At 64.0% G+C, this 19,590-nt stretch carries 18 protein-coding genes; 13 read left to right on the top strand and 5 right to left on the bottom strand.

Annotated elements, in window-relative coordinates; genetic code table 11:
- Positions 1–4 precede the first annotated feature (4 nt).
- From flhA to K8M09_RS02070, 6 genes are all read left to right on the top strand, one after another.
- Positions 5–2,092, top strand: a complete 2,088-nt coding sequence (flhA, locus tag K8M09_RS02045) for a flagellar biosynthesis protein FlhA (protein WP_160787026.1) — start codon at positions 5–7, stop codon at positions 2,090–2,092.
- Positions 2,089–2,841 (top strand): flagellar biosynthetic protein FliR, encoded by a 753-nt coding sequence (gene fliR, locus K8M09_RS02050; RefSeq protein WP_160787027.1) that lies wholly within the window; start codon positions 2,089–2,091, stop codon positions 2,839–2,841. The genes flhA and fliR overlap by 4 nt, the downstream gene beginning before the upstream one ends.
- A gap of 1 nt (position 2,842) precedes the next feature.
- Positions 2,843–3,241 (top strand): hypothetical protein, encoded by a 399-nt coding sequence (locus tag K8M09_RS02055; RefSeq protein WP_160787028.1) that lies wholly within the window; start codon positions 2,843–2,845, stop codon positions 3,239–3,241.
- A gap of 260 nt (positions 3,242–3,501) precedes the next feature.
- A complete protein-coding gene (locus K8M09_RS02060) occupies positions 3,502–4,053 on the top strand; it encodes a rod-binding protein (RefSeq protein ID WP_160787029.1) in 552 nt (183 codons plus the stop codon).
- A gap of 15 nt (positions 4,054–4,068) precedes the next feature.
- The gene (locus tag K8M09_RS02065) at positions 4,069–4,437 is read left to right on the top strand and encodes a hypothetical protein (protein ID WP_160787030.1); all 369 of its coding nucleotides are present in this window, start codon (positions 4,069–4,071) and stop codon (positions 4,435–4,437) included.
- Complete coding sequence (locus K8M09_RS02070; RefSeq protein ID WP_160787031.1) at positions 4,434–4,964, top strand: hypothetical protein; 531 nt, start codon at positions 4,434–4,436, stop codon at positions 4,962–4,964. The genes K8M09_RS02065 and K8M09_RS02070 overlap by 4 nt, the downstream gene beginning before the upstream one ends.
- Before the next feature lie 36 nt (positions 4,965–5,000).
- Here the strand turns inward: K8M09_RS02070 and K8M09_RS02075 are convergent, their stop codons facing one another.
- Positions 5,001–5,789, bottom strand: a complete 789-nt coding sequence (locus tag K8M09_RS02075; protein ID WP_160787032.1) for a WecB/TagA/CpsF family glycosyltransferase — start codon at positions 5,787–5,789, stop codon at positions 5,001–5,003.
- Between the two features lie 319 nt (positions 5,790–6,108).
- Here K8M09_RS02075 and folD point away from each other — a divergent pair, with 319 nt between their 5' ends.
- The gene (folD, locus tag K8M09_RS02080; protein WP_160787033.1) at positions 6,109–7,008 is read left to right on the top strand and encodes a bifunctional methylenetetrahydrofolate dehydrogenase/methenyltetrahydrofolate cyclohydrolase FolD; all 900 of its coding nucleotides are present in this window, start codon (positions 6,109–6,111) and stop codon (positions 7,006–7,008) included.
- 40 nt (positions 7,009–7,048) lie between these two features.
- On the opposite strand, the gene K8M09_RS02085 is transcribed toward folD, so the two are convergent.
- Positions 7,049–8,074 carry a substrate-binding domain-containing protein gene (locus K8M09_RS02085; protein WP_229342091.1) on the bottom strand — a complete coding sequence of 342 codons (1,026 nt, stop codon included), beginning with the start codon at positions 8,072–8,074 and terminating at the stop codon, positions 7,049–7,051.
- A gap of 327 nt (positions 8,075–8,401) precedes the next feature.
- On the opposite strand from K8M09_RS02085, the gene K8M09_RS02090 reads away from it, so the two are divergent.
- The 6 genes from K8M09_RS02090 (at position 8,402) to K8M09_RS02115 (ending at position 15,346) form a co-directional block, all read left to right on the top strand.
- Entirely contained in the window at positions 8,402–9,742 is a 1,341-nt protein-coding gene (locus K8M09_RS02090; protein WP_170299536.1) for an ABC transporter substrate-binding protein, read from the top strand.
- 137 nt (positions 9,743–9,879) lie between these two features.
- Entirely contained in the window at positions 9,880–10,890 is a 1,011-nt protein-coding gene (locus K8M09_RS02095; RefSeq protein WP_160787036.1) for a carbohydrate ABC transporter permease, read from the top strand.
- A 1-nt stretch (position 10,891) separates the two neighbouring features.
- A complete protein-coding gene (locus K8M09_RS02100) occupies positions 10,892–12,037 on the top strand; it encodes a carbohydrate ABC transporter permease (protein ID WP_160787037.1) in 1,146 nt (381 codons plus the stop codon).
- Positions 12,038–12,060: 23 nt separating this feature from the next.
- On the top strand, positions 12,061–13,713 hold the full coding sequence (bglA, locus tag K8M09_RS02105) for a beta-galactosidase BglA (protein WP_160787038.1): 1,653 nt from the start codon (positions 12,061–12,063) through the stop codon (positions 13,711–13,713).
- Positions 13,714–13,735: 22 nt separating this feature from the next.
- The gene (locus K8M09_RS02110; protein ID WP_160787039.1) at positions 13,736–14,827 is read left to right on the top strand and encodes an ABC transporter ATP-binding protein; all 1,092 of its coding nucleotides are present in this window, start codon (positions 13,736–13,738) and stop codon (positions 14,825–14,827) included.
- Positions 14,828–14,911: 84 nt separating this feature from the next.
- Positions 14,912–15,346 (top strand): hypothetical protein, encoded by a 435-nt coding sequence (locus K8M09_RS02115; RefSeq protein WP_229342092.1) that lies wholly within the window; start codon positions 14,912–14,914, stop codon positions 15,344–15,346.
- Positions 15,347–15,400: 54 nt separating this feature from the next.
- Here the strand turns inward: K8M09_RS02115 and edd are convergent, their stop codons facing one another.
- The 3 genes from edd to zwf form a co-directional block, all read right to left on the bottom strand.
- Positions 15,401–17,221: a phosphogluconate dehydratase gene (gene edd / locus K8M09_RS02120; protein ID WP_160787040.1), complete on the bottom strand. Its 1,821-nt coding sequence runs from the start codon at positions 17,219–17,221 to the stop codon at positions 15,401–15,403.
- 124 nt (positions 17,222–17,345) lie between these two features.
- Positions 17,346–18,044: a 6-phosphogluconolactonase gene (gene pgl / locus K8M09_RS02125; RefSeq protein WP_160787041.1), complete on the bottom strand. Its 699-nt coding sequence runs from the start codon at positions 18,042–18,044 to the stop codon at positions 17,346–17,348.
- A gap of 9 nt (positions 18,045–18,053) precedes the next feature.
- Positions 18,054–19,526 (bottom strand): glucose-6-phosphate dehydrogenase, encoded by a 1,473-nt coding sequence (gene zwf / locus K8M09_RS02130; RefSeq protein ID WP_160787042.1) that lies wholly within the window; start codon positions 19,524–19,526, stop codon positions 18,054–18,056.
- Between the last annotated feature and the right edge of the window lie 64 nt (positions 19,527–19,590).

The raw sequence follows: 19,590 nt of genomic DNA on the forward strand, positions 1-19,590 counted from the left end.
TCTGATGGCGCAAGTACCGGCAATAAACCTTCCGAAGGTCAGCCCCAGCGGCCGCGATATCGCGTTCGCCGTCGGCATTCTGACGATCCTGTCGATCCTGTTCCTGCCGATCCCGGCCTTCATGATCGATATCGGCCTTGCCTTCTCCATCGCCTTCTCGGTGCTGATCCTGATGGTTTCGCTGTGGATTCAGCGGCCGCTCGATTTCTCGTCCTTCCCGACCGTCCTCCTCATCGCGACCATGGTGCGCCTCGCGCTCAACATCGCGACGACGCGCGTCATCCTCTCGCACGGCAACGAGGGGCACGATGCGGCCGGCGGGGTGATCGCGGGCTTTGCCAGCCTCGTCATGTCGGGCGATTTCGTCATCGGTATCATCGTCTTCATGATCCTGATCGTGGTGAACTTCATCGTCATCACCAAGGGTGCGACGCGTATCGCCGAAGTCGGCGCGCGCTTCACCCTCGACGCCATCCCCGGCAAGCAGATGTCGATCGACGCTGACCTTTCCGCCGGCCTCATCGACGAGAAGCAGGCGCAGCTTCGCCGCCGCGAACTGGAAGAGGAAAGCTCCTTCTTCGGCTCGATGGACGGTGCCTCGAAGTTCGTGCGCGGCGACGCCATCGCCGGCCTGCTCATCACCGCAATCAACGTCTTCGGCGGCATCATCATCGGTTACTTCCGCCACGACATGGAACTGGGCGAGGCGGCCGACGTCTTCGTGAAGCTGTCGGTCGGCGACGGTCTGGTCTCGCAGATCCCGGCCCTCATCGTCTCGCTCGCCGCCGGCCTCATCGTCTCGCGCGGCGGCACGGCCGGCTCCACCGACCAGGCGGTCGTCAACCAGCTCTCCGGTTATCCGCGTGCGCTCTTCGTCGCCTCCGGCCTGATGATGCTGCTCGCCGTCATGCCGGGCCTGCCCTTCTTCCCCTTCATGATCCTTGGCGGCGTCATGGCGTTCGGCGCCTGGATCATCCCGCGCCGTATCGCCGAGGAGAACCGCATCAAGCGCGAGGAAGAGGCCCAGCAGGTCCAGGCCTCGCGCGATCAGGAGAAGGATTCGGTCAAGTCGGTGCTCAAGACCGCCGAGATCGAGCTTCTGCTCGGCAAGCAGGTCTCCACCCGTCTTCTCGGCGCCCATCAGGAACTGGCGTTCCGCGTCGGCAAGATGCGCAAGAAATTCGCCGGGCAATACGGCTTCGTCGTGCCGGAAATCAAGGTTTCCGACGACATCACCATCCCGGACAAGTCCTACCAGATCCGTATCCACGGCACGACGATCGCCTCGAACATCGTGCGCGTCGGCGAAGTGCTGGTTGTCACCGGCGGCGGGCGCAAGCCGAGCGTGCCGGGCGACGATATTCGCGAGCCCGCTTTCGGCATGCCGGCCGTCTCGATCCTCGAAACCTTTGCCGACGACCTGCGCCGCGAGGGCTTCCACCCGATCGACAACGTCTCGGTGGTCCTCACGCACCTTTCCGAAGTCATCCGCAACAACCTGCCGCAGCTTCTGTCCTACAAGGATGTGAAGGTGCTGATCGAGCGCCTCGACCCGGAATACCGCAAGCTTGCGGACGAAATCTGCTCCTCGCACATGTCCTATTCCGGCCTTCAGGCCGTGTTGAAGCTGCTGCTCGCCGAGCGCGTTTCCATCCGCAACCTGCATCTCATTCTCGAAGCGGTCGCCGAACTTGCCCCGCATGTGCGCAAGACCGAGCAGATCGTCGAACATGTCCGTATCCGCATGGCGCAGCAGATCTGCGGCGACCTCACGGACAATGGCGTGCTGCCGGTGCTGCGCCTCGGCAACAAGTGGGACATGGTCTTCCACCAGGCGCTCAAGCGCGACAGCAAGGGTGAAATCGTCGAATTCGATATCGATCCGCGGCAGTTGGAAGAGTTTTCCGAGCAGGCGACCCGGGTTATCCGCGAGTTTCTCGACCGGGGCACGCCCTTTGTACTGGTCACGTCGCCCGAATCCCGCTCTTATGTGCGCATGATCATCGAGCGCCTCTTCGCCACATTGCCGGTTCTCTCGCATGTCGAGCTTGCCAAGGGCATCGAGATCAAGATTCTCGGCTCCATTTCATGATTGCGGACCCGCAGGGCACGGTGCTGGCGCTGTTCGCCGCCTTCTGCCGTGTCGGCGGGTGCTTCATGCTGCTGCCGGGTTTTTCATCTGCGCGCCTTTCCGTGCAGATCCGCCTGTTCCTGGCGGTCGCGGTTTCCATCGCGATCCTGCCGATCCTCTGGGACACGATCTATCCGCGCGCCACCGGCTCGCTCGACGGCTATATCAAGATGATCGTCTTCGAGACGCTGACCGGCGCGGTCATCGGCCTCATCGCGCGCTACTACGTGCTCGGCCTGCAATTCGCCGGCACGGTGCTGACCATGATGATGGGCTTCAACGCCCCGCCGACGCCGGACGTGCTGGAAGACGCGGCCGAAAACCAGTTGACGAACCTCCTGTCCTTCGCCGCCCTCATGGTGCTCTTCATGCTGGATTTCCACCATGTCATCATGCGGGCGCTGGTGGAGTCCTACAATGTCATGCCGCTCGGCGCGGGCTTCAATCCGCAGAGCGCGCTGATCACGCTCACCGACACGCTGAGCCAGACCTTCATGATTATGCTGCGGCTCGCCAGCCCCTTCATCCTCTACGGTCTCGTCTTCAACGTCACCATCGGCCTCATCAACAAGCTCGCGCCGCAGATCCCGATCTATTTCGTCTCGCTGCCCTTCATCATCATGGGCGGCATGATCCTGATGTATTTCGGCATCCAGTCGCTGCTCGAAATTTTTGCGGCCGGCTTCATGCCCGTGTTCCAGGGCGGCTGACATGGCGCAGAACCGGTCCGACAAGCTCAAGCGCCTCGTCAACGTCCAGCGCCATCTCGAGAAGATCGCGGAAATGGACCTCGCCAACACGACCCGCCAGCGGCAGGAGGTCGCCGAGACGATGGACGTCGTCGTCGAGGCGATCAATTCGCTCGATCCGGTACACCGCAGCTTCTCGCATCACTATTCCGGCCAGTACAGCCGCCTGCAGCAGCAGGAACAGATGCTGTCCAACGTGCAGCAGATGCACGAGATGCGCGTGGTGCGCGAGCGCACCAAGGGCGACCGCATGGAAGACCGCATGAAGGAGGCCCGCGAGGCCGAGGAGCGTGTGGCGGCGGACGATTCGATCTACGACCTCATCGACCAGCACATCGCCTACAAGACGGACGAGACCTAGTCTCCTCCGCAAGCCTCTGGAAGAGAAGGCGATTTTCCGCCTTCCTCGCAAGCTTGCGTCAGGGTGGATCGCCAATGCGGCACCGTCATGGCTTCGTCATCCGCCACCAGCCTCCCGTAAGGTTGAGCAGCGATAGTCGTATCAGGACGATGAAGGGGCCTGCCGAAGCGGCGGGCCGATGTCCGGAATGGTCATGAGGCCGGCGGACCGCCATGAGGACGGGTCCGGCTGTTGAGAATCATCAGAAAAGGCTCTGACACGTGGCAATTTCTCCCCCCAGCGACCTGGTGCTGGATGTCGTGCGCGCCGCCGACCCCACGCAGGTTCAGGAAGCGCAAGCCAAGCTGAAATCGAACCGCGCCGCTTTCGAGGCGACCAGCCTTGCCGAGGCGGGCGCCGGTTTCCAGGCCGCCGTCGGCATTCTCAATCGCGATTCGGTCACGACCCATGCCGCCAAAGAGGGCGTCAGCGCGGTCGGTGGCAAGGCCATCCCGGAACATCTGCGCAAGTTCGAGACGATGGTGCTGCAGAATTTCGTGAAATCGATGCTGCCGGCCGAAAGCGAAGATACCTACGGCAAGGGCACGGCCGGCGAGATGTGGCGCGGCATGATGGCCGACCAGCTCGGCGAAGTGCTCTCCAAGGGCGGCGGCATCGGCATTGCCGAGAGCCTTGCCAAGAAGAGCGGCGTCACCGTCGATCCCAAGGAAAAGGATGTCGACCGTGTCGCAGCCGGCATGGTGCAGTCGATGCAGCGTGAGGCCTTCGCGGACCTGACGCCCGGCATCAAGGAACACGACAAGAAAGCATAAGCGGAGAAGAGAACAATGGAACAGGCGAACAACGAACTCCGGATCCGCACCGTCCTCGGCCGGCTTGAAACGATCATCGACAACGAGAACGACAATATCGGCAGCGATCCCGATTTCGACCTGCCCACTTCCAACGCTCACAAGAGCCGCTGCCTCTATGAGCTGGCGATGCTGACGCGCGACGTGCGGCCGGACGAGGTTCCGCCGACCTTCTCCACGCAGCTCGGCCGCGTGCGGGAAAAGCTCGCCACCAATGCCCAGCGCGTCTCCGCGCATCTGGAGGCCGTGCGCGAGGTGGTCAGCATCCTGAAGAACGCCGTGCAGGACCTCGAGGCTGACGGCACCTATTCGCAGGAACAGTTCCGCCTGGGTTACGGCACATGATCAAGCTCATCGGCACCGGCGTCTGGGTTCTCGCGATCACGCTCGCCTCGGTCTATTTCTCGCTGAAGATGGCCTCGGCCCCCAAGGTGGATACCGCCGCGGCCGAGCGCGAGGCGGCGATGGAATTCGTCAGCGGCTATACGACCACCCTGCCGGTGATCGGGGAGGGCGGCGTCAACGGCTATCTCCTGACCAAGCTCGCCTACAAGGCCAACAAGGACCTTGCGGCCAAGCAGGTCGTGCCGCTGCCGCAGATGATCACCGACGAACTCTATACGCTGCTTGTCGGCCAGAAGATGATCGACGTGGCCAATGCCGGCAGCTTCGACCTCGAAGCCTTTCGCGGCATCGTGAAGGAGGGGCTGAACCGCCGTTTCGGCGAGGAGGTCATTGCCGAGGTCTATGTGGAGCAGATCGACTATCTCACGACGGCGTCGGTGGAAAATCCGCCGCCGAAAAAGGGCGTGACCCTTCTCAAGGGAGAAGTCCCGGTCGTCGAGACGGAGGCCAAGAGCAGCGGGCACTGAGCGCGCGCCAAAGGGGTGATTTTCGAGGGCCGGCCGCTAGAGCGAGCCGGCCTTTGCCGTTGCGGCCGGTCCCCGCGCGGCGGAAACGCCCGACAGCCTGTAGCGCAGGATATGATAGAGGAAGAGCGGCGCTTCGAGGTTCGGCGCCCGCATGAAGCGGGAAAGGCCCGCAAGGCGGCGACGGCGCAGACCGACCGGCGCGCGGGAAACGCCGGCGGTGAGGGCGGTGAACAGGCCGCGCACGCTGAGCACGAGGCGCGCATGGCCGGGACCGACATGGCGGTCGATCCAGGTTTCCTGCGCCGGGCCGTCCATGGCGATAATCAGGATATCGGCCTTCGCCGCGCGCACGCGCTCCATGATCTCGTCGGACTGGGCCGGCGCAAAGGCGCTGTCGGCGATGGGGAGAATGTCGTGCCAGGGCGCGTGGCGACGCAGCGTCTCGGCAGCCTGTCCGAGCGTTGCCGTGTCGCCGCCGATCAGCGCGACGCGCATCGGCCGGGCCATATAGGTCAGCAGCGCGGGCACGAAGGATGCGCCGCTCAGATTGGCCGGGAAGCTGCGGCCATGGAACAGTCGGGAGGCGATGTCGACGCCTTCCCCGTCCGGCAGGACGATCTGGCGCTGTAGCACCGCCCGGTATTCCGCGTCGCGCACCATCCGGTTGCCGTTCTGCGCATCGAGAAAGGTTATGACGCTCTGCCCGAAGGGCATGCCTGCGACCTCTTCGGCAAAGGCGAAGGCGTCCGCCCAGCCCAGGTCGCACACCGGCAGGCCGAGAATATCCCGTTGCGAGGCGATGATGTTGCCCGACACGAATGCCATATGCGTTCCTTCCTGCCACTTTCGTCCTCTCCTCTAGCAGGATGGGTTGAAAAGCCGTTTAAGGATTTCGAGAAAAAGTGATCGCTGATGTTCACCTTCCGCTAACCATGGAGGCAAGGGTTTGAAGATGCTCGAAATTCTCGCCCTCGCCCGATTTTTCTGCCTGCGGTCCGGTGAATTTGTCAAAGGCGTGGGCCGCCGGCTCTTCCCATTCGGCCGACTTGAATTTATGCGTTTTCGACAGCATAGGGCGTTGAGAGGCCATCCCGCCGCGCGCTCGCCCCACTAGACTGGGCGCAATTCATCCAGGGAGAGTTATGTGACCACCATTATCGATGGGAAGCAGGTTGCCGCTTCCGTGATTGACGCCGTGAAGTCCGCCACCGCCGCCCTGGAAAAGGATGCCGGCGTCAAGCCGGGCCTCGCCGTCGTCATCGTCGGCAACGATCCGGCAAGCCATGCCTATGTCTCCGCCAAGGGGCGCATGGCCAAGGAATGCGGCTTCAACTCCATCCAGCATACGCTGCCGGAAGCAACGACGCAGGAGGAGCTTGCCCGCCTCGTCGAGACGCTGAACGGCGATGAGAGCATCCATGGCATTCTCGTGCAGCTTCCCCTGCCGAAGCACCTGAATTCCGAGCCGATCATCCAGTCGATCCGGCCGGAAAAGGACGTCGACGGCCTGCATGTCGTCAATGCCGGCAAGGTCGCGACCGGCGATCTCGACGGCGGCCTCGTGTCCTGCACGCCGGCCGGCGCCATGGTCTTCGTGCGCCGCGTTCATGGCGAGGACCTGTCGGGTCTCAACGCCGTGGTGATCGGCCGCTCCAATCTCTTCGGCAAGCCGATGTCGGCCCTGCTGCTTGCCGCCAACGCGACGGTGACGACCGCCCATTCGCGCACGAAGGACCTACCCGCCGTCTGCCGCAACGCCGATATCCTCGTTGCCGCCGTCGGCCGCCCGGAAATGGTCAAGGCCGACTGGGTCAAGCCCGGCGCGACCGTCATCGACGTCGGCATCAACCGCATCGCCGCCCCGGAAAGGGGCGAGGGCAAGTCCCGTCTCGTCGGCGACGTCGCCTTCGAGGAATGCGCGAAGGTCGCGGGCGTCATCACTCCGGTTCCCGGCGGCGTCGGCCCGATGACCATCGCCATGCTGATGGCCAACACGGTCATCGCCGCCTGCCGCAAGGCCGGCAGGACGCCGCCGAAGTTCTGATCGACCGGCATGTTGCGAGGGCGCCCTGCGAGGCGCCTTTTCATTTGCCCGGAGCCGGTCCCGTCGAGGCGCGCACGATAAGGTCGGTCTTCCACAATTCCTGCTGCGGCAGGGTTTCCAGTTGCAGGATGCCGGCGATGAGGCGGCGGCCGATGCGCTGGCCGGCGGCGCGCAGCGACGAACGCGTCGTCGTCAGCGGCACCATGAAGTTCTCCGGCTTCAGCATCGGCAGCACGTCGTCATGGGCGATCAGCGAGATGTCCGTGCCGAGTTTCAGCCCCGCCTGGCCGATGGCGCGCACCGCGCCGAGCGCCAGCACGGTGCTGGAACACAGCACCGCCGTCGGCGGTGTATCGAGCTGGAGGAAGCGCTCCATGGCGCGGAAGCCGTGCTCGTCCGTCATCTGCGAATGCTGCACGCAATCCTCGCGCAGTTCGAGGCCGTGTTCGGCAAGGGCGCGCACGGTGCCCTTCTTCCGGCGGATGGCAAAGGTCAGGTGCTCGGGGCCGTTGAGGAGCGCGAAATGCCGGTGGCCGAGCTGCGCCAGAAGGCGCGCGGCATCGTAGAAGGCGCCGGTATTGTCGATATCCACGAAGGGATAATCCGTCGGCATGCCGATCGAGCGGCCATGCACCAGGAAGGGAGTCTTCAGCGATTTCAGCATGGCGATGCGCGGGTCCTTCTCGCGCATGTAGGCGAGGAGCAGCGCGTCTACATTGCCGCTCGCCACCAGCCGCCGGCAGGTGGCGACCTCGTCTTCCGGGTGGCTCGGATTGATGACGAAGTGGAAATCGTGCTTGACCGCCTCGTCGCCGAGGCCGGCCAGGAATTCACCGAAATGCACGTCGGATTCGATGCCGTCGGCCGTCGGCATGACGAGGCCGATCGAGCCGGCGCGCCCTGTCGCAAGACGCTGGGCGGCGCGGTTCGGCCGGTATCCCGTCTCCCGCACGGCGTCGAGCACGCGCTGGCGCGTCTCGGCGTTCACCTCCTGATAGCCGTTCAGCGCCCTGCTCACGGTTGTCTGCGAGAGGCCCAGCAATTGCGATAACTGCTTGAGATTCACATGCTTAGCTTTCTTGAAAGACCAAAAGCGCTTTGGATGCCACCTGTTTTGTCCCCGATTGTGTTCCCAAAGCGCTTCGGCATCTAACATCAGCCCATCCCGCAGGAAAAGCGGCATTTGGTCATTTTGCGGCGCAAAACTACGCTGCACTGCGTCAGAAGCGCCATTCTTGCCCGCAAATGATTCGGAGGGTCTTGACGAGGGCAAGGGGGAAATGGGATGAAGGGAAATCCAAAGCGCTTTGAATTTTGGGCTAGGGAAGAGACCGCCTGCTCCGGGAGAGCGGGTTTGCTATGGGAGGCAAATCAGGTGAAAAAGACATTGTTGATGACGGCTGCGCTCGCTCTGTTCATGGCGGGCGGCGCTATTGCTGCCGACTTGAAGTTCAAGCCGGGCGAAGATTCCAAGTTCAACTGGCAGAGCTTCGAGGACTTCAAGAAGGGCCACGACCTCAAGGGTCAGACGCTGACCATCTTCGGCCCCTGGCGCGGCGAGGACGAAGCCCTCTTCAAGAATGTCTACGCCTATTTCGTCGAGGCGACGGGCGTCGAACTGAAATATTCCTCTTCCGAGAACTATGAGCAGCAGATCGTCATCGACACACAGGCCGGCAGCCCGCCGGACGTCGCCATCCTGCCGCAGCCGGGCCTGATCGCCGACCTCGCCTCCAAGGGTTATCTGACGCCGCTCGGCGACGAGACCAAGCAGTGGCTGCTCGACAACTACGCCGCCGGCCAGTCCTGGGTCGACCTTTCGACCTACAAGGGCAAGGACGGCAATGCCGCGCTCTATGCCTTCCCCTACAAGATCGACGTGAAGTCGCTCGTCTGGTACGTGCCGGAAAACTTCGAGGATGCCGGCTACGAAGTGCCGAAGACCATGGAAGACCTGAAGGCGCTGACGGAAAAGATCGTCGCCGACGGCGGCACGCCCTGGTGCATCGGCCTCGGTTCGGGCGGCGCGACCGGCTGGCCGGCGACCGACTGGGTCGAAGACCTGATGCTGCGCACACAGACGCCGGAAACCTACGACAAGTGGGTGACGAACGAGATTCCCTTCACGGACGCCGCCGTTGTCGGCGCGCTGGATGAATTCGGCTGGTTCGCCAAGAACGACAAGTTCGTCGATGGCGGCGCGGCTGCCGTCGCCTCCACCGACTTCCGCGACAGCCCGAAGGGCCTCTTCGCCTCGCCGCCGAAGTGCTACCTGCACCACCAGGCGTCGTTCATTCCGTCCTTCTTCCCGGAAGGCACGGTCGTCGGCGAGGATGCGGACTTCTTCTACATGCCGCCCTATGCCAGCAAGCCGGAACTCGGCAATCCCGTCCTCGGCGCCGGCACGCTCGCCATGATCACCAAGGACACGCCGGCCTCGCGCGCCTTCATCGAGTTCCTGAAGACGCCGATCGCCCATGAACTCTGGATGGCGCAGACCAGCTTCCTGACGCCCTTCAAGAGCGCCAACAAGGACGCCTACGCCAACGCGCCGATGAAGAAGCAGGGTGAAATCCTGCTGAACTCGACGACCTTCCGCTTCGACGGTTCCGACCTGATGCCGGGCAAGATCGGCGCGGGCGCGTTCTGGACGGGCATGGTCGACTTCGTCGGCGGCAAGTCCGCTGCTGACGTCGCCGCCGGCGTCCAGAAGGCCTGGGACGCCATCAAGTAAATTTCTGGTGAACCGGCCGGCATCCGCCGGCCGGTTTTCTCTACGCATGCGAAAGTGCAGCCGGACCATGCGGTGGGAGCCGCGTGAACGATCGATGCGCCCAAGAGGGCGGGGTGCATTCCTGGGGAGGGACCGCCATGCAGCAATTGTTATTCGCCGTCTTCACGATGGTCGGGGGCGTTCTCGCCTGCGTCGTCTATTTCTTCGGAACGAACTGGCTGCTCGACAGGATATTCCCGTCCAAGGGCATGACGGGGCCTGAAGCCTCGCGTAATCTGCGGCTTACCAATGCCATCCGCCCCTGGCTCTTCATGGCCCCTGCGCTCTTCGCGCTCGCCATCTATCTCGTCTATCCGGTTTTCGAGTCCGTGCGGCTCTCCTTCCTCGACCGCTCCGGCCAGCAGTTCGTCGGCTTCAGCAATTACATCTGGATGTTCAGCGACGGCGAATTCCGCCAGTCGATCTTCAACAATTTCCTCTGGCTCCTCGTGGTGCCGGCGCTTTCCACCTTCTTCGGCCTCGTGGTCGCCGCGCTGACCGACCGCATCTGGTGGGGCAATATCGCAAAGACCCTCATCTTCATGCCGATGGCGATCTCCTTCGTGGGTGCCGCCGTCATCTGGAAGTTCGTCTACGACTTCCGCCCGGAAGGCTCCGAACAGATCGGCATCCTCAACGCCGTCGTCGTCGCCTTCGGCGGCACGCCCGAGGCCTGGATGACCATTCCCTTCTGGAACAACTTCTTCCTGATGGTCATCCTGATCTGGATCCAGACGGGCTTCGCCATGGTCATCCTCTCCGCGGCCCTGCGCGGCATTCCGGAGGAGACCATCGAGGCGGCCGTCATCGACGGGGCCAACGGCTTCCAGATTTTCTTCAAGATCATGGTGCCGCAGATCTGGGGCACGATCGCCGTCGTCTGGACGACGATCACCATCCTCGTCCTCAAGGTCTTCGACATCGTGCTGGCGATGACCAACGGCCAGTGGCAGACGCAGGTTCTGGCGAACCTGATGTTCGACTGGATGTTCCGCGGCGGCGGCGATTTCGGGCGCGGCGCGTCCATCGCCGTCGTCATCATGATCCTCGTCGTCCCGATCATGATCTGGAACATCCGCAACGCCACCAAGGAAATGGAAGGCCACTGAGATGATCGCTTCGTCCCGTTCGCCGCTTACCATCGCCGTCCATATTTCCGTCCTGCTGCTTGTCGCGCTCTGGACCCTGCCGACCGCCGGCCTTCTGATTTCCTCGCTGCGCGACAAGGACCAGCTCGCCGTCTCGGGCTGGTGGACCGCGCTCTCCACCTCCTCGCAGAACCTCACCGGCCGCGCCGCCTCGCCGGAGGCGCAGGTGGAGAAGGACGGCAAGTTCGTCATTGCGGGCGATCTTCTGGAGGGCGGCGACGCCAAGGTCTCCGCCTTCGGCTTCCGCCCCTTGCAGCCTGCCGCCTTCGAGGCCGGCAAGCCCGCCGATATCGGCGACGGCCAGACGCTGACCGTCAACGAGGACGGCAGCTACGAGATCGTCTCGCCGACCAAGATGGAAGGCACGCGCGGCCAGCGCATCTTCTATACGGCCTCCGTGCCGCCGCGCTTCACGCTCGACAATTATCGCGAGGTGCTGAGCGCCGCGGGCATCGGCTCGTCCTTCATCAACTCGCTGACGGTGGCGATCCCCTCGACCATCATCCCGATCCTCGTCGCCGCCTTCTGCGCCTATGCGCTCGCCTGGATGCCGTTCCCCGGCCGGGCGATCCTGATCGCCGTCATCGTCGGCCTGCTCGTCGTGCCCTTGCAGATGTCGCTGATCCCGCTGCTGCGTCTCTATAACGGCGTCGGCGCCTTCCTCGGCGTGCCGGCAAAAACCTATGTCGGCATCTGGCTCGCGCATATGGGCTTCGGCCTGCCGCTCGCGGTCTATCTGCTGCGCAACTACATGGCCGGCCTGCCGCGCGAGATCATGGAGTCGGCCCGCGTCGACGGCGCGTCGGATTTCGATATCTTCGTGAAGATCATCCTGCCGCTGTCTTTCCCGGCGCTCGCTTCCTTCGCCATCTTCCAGTTCCTGTGGACCTGGAACGACCTGCTCGTCGCCATGGTCTTCCTCGGCACGGGCAATGACGAACTGGTGCTGACCGGGCGTCTGGTAAACCTGCTCGGCTCGCGCGGCGGCAACTGGGAAATCCTCACGGCCTCCGCCTTCATCACCATCGTCGTCCCCCTCATCGTCTTCTTCAGCCTGCAGCGCTATCTCGTGCGCGGCCTGCTGGCGGGGTCGGTCAAGGGCGGCTGACGCATACCCATAGGACAAGCAGAATGACGACGTTGGATTCCACTCTTCTCACGCCGGACAAGGACTGGTGGCGCGGCGCGGTGATCTACCAGATCTATCCGCGCTCCTTCCAGGACACCAATGGCGACGGGATCGGTGACCTCAAGGGCATCACCGAACGGCTCGCCCATGTCGCCTCCCTCGGGGCGGATGCGATCTGGATTTCGCCCTTCTTCACCTCGCCGATGAAGGATTTCGGCTACGACGTCTCGGATTATCAGGACGTCGATCCGATCTTCGGCGTGCTTGCCGATTTCGACGCGCTGATCGCCGAGGCGCATCGCCTCAACATCCGCGTCATGATCGACCTCGTGCTGTCGCACACCTCCGACAAGCACCCGTGGTTCGTCGAAAGCCGTTCGCGCCGCAGCAATCCCAAGGCCGATTGGTATGTCTGGGCCGATTCCAGGCCGGACGGCACGCCGCCCAACAACTGGCTGTCGATCTTCGGCGGTTCCGCCTGGCAATGGGACCCGACGCGCCTGCAATATTACATGCACAATTTCCTGACCTCGCAGCCGGACCTGAACCTGCATAACCCGGAAGTTCAGGACGCGCTGCTCTCGGTCGCCCGTTTCTGGCTGGAGCGCGGCGTCGACGGCTTCCGCCTCGACACGATCAACTTCTATTTCCACGACAAGCAGCTTCGCGACAACCCGTCGCTCGCCCCCGAGCGCCGCAACGCGCAGACCGCGCCGGCCGTGAACCCCTATAACTATCAGGAGCATATCTACGACAAGAACCAGCCGGAGAACCTGGAGTTCCTGAAGCGCTTCCGCGCCGTCATGGAGGAATTCCCGGCGATTGCCGCTGTAGGCGAGGTGGGCGACAGCCAGCGCGGCCTCGAAATCGCCGGTGAATACACCTCCGGCGGCGACAAGATGCACATGTGCTACGCCTTCGAGTTCCTCGCGCCCGAACCGCTGACGCCGGCCTTCGTGGCCGAGACGCAGCACGCGCTGGAAAAGGCCGCGCCCGAAGGCTGGGTCTGCTGGGCCTTTTCGAACCATGACGTGATGCGCCATGTCAGCCGCTGGGGCGCGGGCGTCACCGATCACGACGCGCATGCCAAGCTGCTCGCCAGCCTCCTGATGTCGCTGCGCGGCTCCGTCTGCATCTATCAGGGCGAAGAGCTTGCTCTGCCGGAAGCCGAGCTTGCCTATGAGGATCTGCAGGATCCCTACGGCATCCAGTTCTGGCCGGATTTCAAGGGCCGCGACGGCTGCCGCACGCCCATGGTCTGGGACGGTCGCCAGCAGTCCGGCGGCTTCAGCCTCGGCAAGCCCTGGCTGCCGGTGCCATCAGCCCATCTGGAGCGCGCGGTCAACGCGCAGGAGGGTGACGAGGCGTCGGTTCTGGCGCACTATCGCCGCTTCCTCGCCTTCCGCAAGGAGCATGTGGCGCTGGTCAAGGGCGAGATCGAATTCCACGTCGCGGAGGGCGCGGTGCTGTCCTTCGTGCGCACGCATGGCAACGAGAAGGTCTTCTGCGCCTTCAACGTGAGTCCCGTCGCGCGCCTTGCCGATCTGCCGTCCGGTACGCTGGAAGCGCTGGAAGGCCACGGCTTCGCCAGCGTGATGCATGAGGAAAATATCGAACTTCCGGCCTGGAGCGGGTTCTTTGCCCGCTTCGTATAACGGACTTAAGGGGAGTATGAAAATGACAGGGCTGGTTCTCAAGGATATCCGCAAGTCCTACGGTTCGGTGGACGTGATCCACGGCATCGATCTCGATATCAAGCAGGGCGAGTTCATCGTCTTCGTCGGCCCGTCCGGCTGCGGGAAGTCGACGCTCTTGCGCATGATCGCGGGTCTGGAGGAAATCACCGGCGGCGACATGACCATCGATGGCGAGCGCGTCAACGACGTGCCGCCCTCCAAGCGCGGCATCGCCATGGTCTTCCAGTCCTACGCGCTCTACCCGCACATGACCGTTTACGACAACATGGCCTTCGGCATGCGGATCGCCGGGGAAAGCAAGGAGGAGATCGACCGCCGCGTGCGCTCGGCCGCCGATATCCTCCAGCTCACCAAATATCTCGACCGCCTGCCCAAGGCGCTTTCGGGCGGCCAGCGCCAGCGCGTCGCCATCGGCCGCGCCATCTGCCGTAACCCGAAGGTCTTCCTCTTCGACGAGCCGCTGTCGAACCTCGATGCGGCGCTGCGCGTCGCCACCCGCATCGAGATCGCCAAGCTCAACGAGCAGATGGCCGATACGACGATGATCTACGTCACGCACGACCAGGTGGAGGCGATGACGCTCGCCGACCGCATCGTCGTACTCTCGGCCGGCCATATCGAGCAGGTCGGCCCGCCGCTGGAACTCTACGAGCGCCCGGCGAACCTCTTCGTCGCCCGCTTCATTGGCTCGCCGGCCATGAACATCATCCCTGCGAAGATCACCGCCGCCGGCGAGACGACTTCGTTGGAGCTGACCGGTGGGCGCACCTGCGGTGTCGGCATACCCACGGCGGCATCCGAGATCGGCAAGACGGCGAGTTTCGGCGTTCGGCCGGAGGACCTGCAGATCACGACCGGCGACGATTTCCTCTTCGAGGGTACCGTCTCCATCGTCGAGGCGCTGGGCGAGGTGACGCTGCTCTATATCGACGGCCTCGTGCAGGGCGAGCCGATCATCGCCAAGATTCCCGGCATCCTCGACGTCAAGCGCGGCGACAAGGTTCGCTTCATCGCCGACAGGACCAAGCTGCATCTCTTCGACGCTGCCGGCAAGAGCTACCGCGCGGCCTGATTTGTCCCGTGGGCGGCAGGATTTTGCCCTGCCGCTCAACCCGATGTTAAGCGTTGGTGCCTAGTCTTTTTCCCGGAATTGATCATGCCGGGGGGCATCGGGCATATGCGTTTTCAGGATCAGGCGTCGCGCAGCAACTACCTGAACAAGGAAGAGTCCTTCATGTACGATCGGGAGAAGAGTTTCCCGATGGAGGACACCTGCAACGAGGCCCGCATCGAGTTCACCGAGAGCGGCGGCATCGTCAACCTCGTTTCGCGGCGCGGGGTGATCGTCAAGCTGTCGCGCAGCGGCGCGGTCCTCACCATGACCTCGAAGTTCCAGCTCCCGCGCAACTTCTATCTCGATATCGTCAGCGCCCGCATCCCGATGATCGGTTGCCTGACGCAGCGCGTCTATCCCAACGACGTGGTCGAGGCCCGCTTCCTGCGGCTCCTGTCCGACAAGGATCTTCAGCGCATCTTCGTCTACTCGACGCACCGGAACCATCAGGGCCGGACGCTGGATATCTATAGCTGATAGTTCAGGGATAGCCCCCCATCCGGTCTGCTGGATGAGAGGCTACGCGCCCGCTTACGCGAACAACACGCTCGCCCCGTGATCCGCCGGCCCGGCAATCGCGCGGAAGGGGGCGAAGAGTTCGCGGCCCATGCCGAATTCGTTGCCGGAAAGGTCGGCCGCCGCCTGCGGGCGGGCGGAAAATTCCGCGGCGTCCACCAGTACCTCGATCGTGCCATGCGTCGCGTCGAGGCGGATCGTGTCGCCGTTGCGGATGCGGCCGATGGGGCCGTTGTCCACCGCTTCGGGCGTGACGTGGATTGCGGCGGGCACCTTGCCGGAAGCGCCGGACATGCGGCCGTCCGTCAGGAGGGCGACTTTCTGGCCGCGATCCTGCAGGATGCCGAGCACGGTGGTCAGCTTGTGCAGTTCCGGCATGCCGTTCGACTTCGGCCCCTGGAAGCGCACGACGGCGATGAAATCGCCCGTCAGCTCGCCGTTCTTGAAGGCGACGTTGAGTTCCTGCTGGTCGTGGAAGACCTTGGCCGGCGCTTCGATGACATGGCGCTCCGGCTTGACGGCGGAGATCTTGATGACCGCGCTGCCGATATTGCCGGTCAGCATCTTCAGGCCGCCGGTCGGCTGGAAGGGGGTTTCGATATTGGCGAGCACCTTCGGGTCGTGGCTGACCTTCGGCGCGGGTTCGCGGTGGACCGCGCCGTTCTCGCCGAGCCGGGGATCGATCGTATAGGCCTGAAGGCCCTGGCCGTAGACGGTGCGCACGTCGTCATGCAGCATGCCGCCCTTCAGGAGTTCCTGGATGAGGAAGCCCATGCCGCCGGCCGCATGGAAATGGTTCACGTCGGCAAGGCCGTTGGGGTAGACGCGGGCGAGCAGCGGCACGACGTCGGAAAGGTCGGAAATGTCCTTCCATGTCAAAACGATGCCGGCGGCGCGCGCCATGGCGAGAAGATGCAGCGTGTGGTTGGTCGAGCCGCCCGTGGCGTGGAGGCCGACGACGCCGTTGACGATGGATCGCTCGTCGATCATCTCGCCGGCCGGGGTGAATTCGTTGCCCTGCGCGGTGATGGCCAGCGCCCGCTTGGCGGCTTCCTTCGTCAGCGCGTCGCGCAGCGGCGTGCCGGGATTGATGAAGGAGGCGCCGGGCATGTGGAAGCCCATGATCTCCATCAGCATCTGGTTGGAATTGGCGGTGCCGTAGAAGGTGCAGGTGCCGGGGCCGTGATAGGACTTGGACTCGGCTTCCAGCAGCTCGGCGCGGCCGGCCTTGCCTTCCGCATAGAGCTGGCGCACGCGGGCCTTCTCGTCGTTCGGCAGGCCCGAGGTCATGGGGCCTGCGGGAATGAAGACGGCCGGCAGGTGACCGAAGGTCAGCGCCGCGATGGTGAGGCCCGGCACGATCTTGTCGCAGACGCCGAGATAGACGACCGAATCGAACATGTTGTGCGACAGACCTACGCCCGCCGCCATGGCTATCAGGTCGCGCGAGAAGAGGGAAAGTTCCATGCCCGGCTGGCCCTGGGTGACGCCGTCGCACATGGCGGGCACACCGCCGGCCACCTGCGCCACGCCGCCGGCTTCCCGCGCGGCCTCGCGAATGAGGGCCGGATAGGTCTCGAACGGCTGGTGGGCCGAGAGCATGTCGTTATAGGAGGTGATGATGCCGAGGTTCGGGACGCGGTCGCCGGCGAGCGCGTCCTTCTCGGCGGGGGAACAGACGGCAAAGCCGTGCGCAAGGTTGCCGCAGGAGAGCACGCCGCGATGCACGCCCTTGGAGGCGGCGGCGCGCACGCGGTCCAGATAGGGCTGGCGGTGCGGCTTCGAACGTTCGACGATGCGGGCGGTGATGGCTTCGATGCGCTTGTCGGCGGACATGGGAGTTATCCTGACTTCCTCGATTGCATGTTTGCACGAAAAGGCGAGCGGGAAAGCTGCGCCATCCGCGGGTAAGCGGCGTCCTCGGACGCCAGTCATGTTCGGCTTCAGCCGGCTGGGCGCGCTAGGGCGCCCAGTAGATGTCGAGCGGCGTTGCCGCGCGCCGCAGAATGGCGCGGATCGGCATGTCTTCCTCCGGTCCGTCCGCTTGCGCGGCGGCAAGAACGTCCTTCTTGCCCTGTCCCTCGATATGCAGCACCAGAAGGCGGGCATCCTGAAGGCTGGCGAAGGTGAAGGTGAGGCGGGTTTCACCCGCGCCTTCCGCTTCCATGGTGATCACGCCGCGCGGCGTTGCGGCCGAGATCGCCTCGGCGAGCCGGTTGCCGCGCGGGAAGAACGAGGCCGTATGGCCATCCGTTCCCATGCCGAGGATCGCGACGTCGAAGGGATGGCCGAGGCTTGCGGCGTCGGCGGAAGCGATCTTCGCCGCCTCTTCCGCGCTGCCGGCATCCCGGTAGAGCGGCAGGAAGCCCGCGGCCTTCGCCTTGCCCTGCAACAGGTTGTCGGCGACGAGCAGGTGGTTCGAGCGCGGATTGTCCGCCGGCACGAAGCGCTCGTCGACGAGCGTCACCGTCACCTTGCTCCAGTCGATATCGCGGCTGGAAAGCGCCTTGAAGAAGGCCTTGGGCGTGGAACCGCCGGAGACCGCGATGGTCGCGCGGCCGCGCGCGGCGATGGCGTCCGAAAGCGTGGCGGAAACCTTGTCCGCCAGCCCCTCGGCCAATGCCGCGCCATCCTTGAATTCATGCATTTCAGCGCTCATCGGCCGTCCTTACGTTTCATGCCAGGTGCGGCCGTCGCGCTCGATGAGGGCGATGGCCTGGCTCGGGCCCCAGGTGCCGGCGGTGTAGCCCTGCGCCTGCTGGCCGGTCGCTTCCCAGGCCTTGAGGATCGGGTCGACCCAGCGCCATGCGGCTTCCACTTCGTCGCGGCGCATGAAGAGCGTCTGGTTGTTGCGGATGACGTCGAGCAGCAGGCGCTCGTAGGCGTCGGCATTGCGGGCGTCGAAGGCCTCGGCGAAGCTCATGTCGAGCGAGACATTGCGCAGGCGCATGCCGCCCGGACCCGGGTCCTTGATCATCAGCGACTGCTTGACGCCTTCGTCCGGCTGCAGGCGGATGATGAGCTGGTTGGCCTCGATGCGGCCCGCCGAAGGATCGAAGATCGAATGCGGGATCGGCTTGAAGGTGATGACGATTTCCGACATGCGCGCGGCAAGGCGCTTGCCCGTGCGGATGTAGAAGGGCACGCCTGCCCAGCGCCAGTTGCCGATCTCGGCCTTGACGGCGACGAAGGTCTCCGTGTTGGAAACGCCGCCTTCCAGCTCTTCGAGGTAACCCTTGACCGGGCCGCCCGCCGAAGCGCCGGCGCGGTACTGGCCGCGCACGGTGAGGCGCTCGACATTGTACTGGTCGATGGGCTTCAGGGCGCGCAGCACTTTCAGCTTCTCGTCGCGCACGGCCTCGGCATCCATGGAGGAGGGCACTTCCATCGCCACGAGGCAGAGAAGCTGGAGAATGTGGTTCTGCACCATGTCGCGCAGCGCGCCCGCCTTGTCGTAGTAGCCGGCGCGGCTTTCGAGGCCGACCGATTCGGCGACGGTGATCTGCACATGGTCGATATGGGCGGAGTTCCACAGCGGCTCGTAGAGCGCGTTGGCGAAGCGCAGCGCCATCAGGTTCTGCACCGTCTCCTTGCCGAGATAGTGGTCGATGCGGAAGATCTGCTCTTCGTGGAAGACCTTGCCGATCGTGTTGTTCAGTTCGTTGGCGGAGGCAAGATCGCGGCCGATCGGCTTTTCGACGACGATGCGCGTCTGCCTGGTGATCAGCTTGTGGTCGCGGATCTTCTCCGAGATGTCGCCGAAGATGGCGGGCGCGACGGCCAGATAGAAGGCGCGCACGCGGTCCTTGCCTTCGTCCAGCAGGGTTTTCAGCTTGTCCCAGCCCTGATCGGACTTGGCGTCGACCGCCACATAGAACAGCCGGTCGCAGAAGGTCTTGACCTGCGCGTCGTCGAATTCCTCGGCCTTCAGGTGCTCCTTCAGCGCATCGACCGCGAACTTGCGGTATTCCTCGTCCGTGAAGGCGGTACGCGACGCGCCGATGATGCGCGTCGGGTCCGAAAGCTGGCCGGCGAGCTGCCGGTGGTAGAGGGCCGGAAGGAGCTTGCGTTCCGCAAGGTCGCCGGTTCCGCCGAAGACGACATAGTCGAAAGGCTCAACGGGAATGATCTGGCTGCTCATCGGATATCTCGATCTCGTTCTGTTGGCTTGTGTTATAATCTAATCGATTTAAAAACACCAGCAT

This window comes from Shinella zoogloeoides (assembly GCF_020883495.1).
Lineage (GTDB): Bacteria > Pseudomonadota > Alphaproteobacteria > Rhizobiales > Rhizobiaceae > Shinella > Shinella zoogloeoides.

Bases quoted from the DNA above. Each gene is read 5' to 3' on its own strand.
- flhA (WP_160787026.1), top strand. From the start codon at position 5: ATGGCGCAAGTACCGGCAATAAACCTTCCGAAGGTCAGCCCCAGCGGC.
- fliR (WP_160787027.1), top strand. From the start codon at position 2,089: ATGATTGCGGACCCGCAGGGCACGGTGCTGGCGCTGTTCGCCGCCTTC.
- K8M09_RS02055 (WP_160787028.1), top strand. From the start codon at position 2,843: ATGGCGCAGAACCGGTCCGACAAGCTCAAGCGCCTCGTCAACGTCCAG.
- K8M09_RS02065 (WP_160787030.1), top strand. From the start codon at position 4,069: ATGGAACAGGCGAACAACGAACTCCGGATCCGCACCGTCCTCGGCCGG.
- K8M09_RS02070 (WP_160787031.1), top strand. From the start codon at position 4,434: ATGATCAAGCTCATCGGCACCGGCGTCTGGGTTCTCGCGATCACGCTC.
- K8M09_RS02075 (WP_160787032.1), bottom strand. From the start codon at position 5,789: ATGGCATTCGTGTCGGGCAACATCATCGCCTCGCAACGGGATATTCTC.
- K8M09_RS02090 (WP_170299536.1), top strand. From the start codon at position 8,402: ATGACGGCTGCGCTCGCTCTGTTCATGGCGGGCGGCGCTATTGCTGCC.
- K8M09_RS02095 (WP_160787036.1), top strand. From the start codon at position 9,880: ATGCAGCAATTGTTATTCGCCGTCTTCACGATGGTCGGGGGCGTTCTC.
- K8M09_RS02100 (WP_160787037.1), top strand. From the start codon at position 10,892: ATGATCGCTTCGTCCCGTTCGCCGCTTACCATCGCCGTCCATATTTCC.
- bglA (WP_160787038.1), top strand. From the start codon at position 12,061: ATGACGACGTTGGATTCCACTCTTCTCACGCCGGACAAGGACTGGTGG.
- K8M09_RS02110 (WP_160787039.1), top strand. From the start codon at position 13,736: ATGACAGGGCTGGTTCTCAAGGATATCCGCAAGTCCTACGGTTCGGTG.
- K8M09_RS02115 (WP_229342092.1), top strand. From the start codon at position 14,912: ATGCCGGGGGGCATCGGGCATATGCGTTTTCAGGATCAGGCGTCGCGC.
- edd (WP_160787040.1), bottom strand. From the start codon at position 17,221: ATGTCCGCCGACAAGCGCATCGAAGCCATCACCGCCCGCATCGTCGAA.
- pgl (WP_160787041.1), bottom strand. From the start codon at position 18,044: ATGAGCGCTGAAATGCATGAATTCAAGGATGGCGCGGCATTGGCCGAG.
- zwf (WP_160787042.1), bottom strand. From the start codon at position 19,526: ATGAGCAGCCAGATCATTCCCGTTGAGCCTTTCGACTATGTCGTCTTC.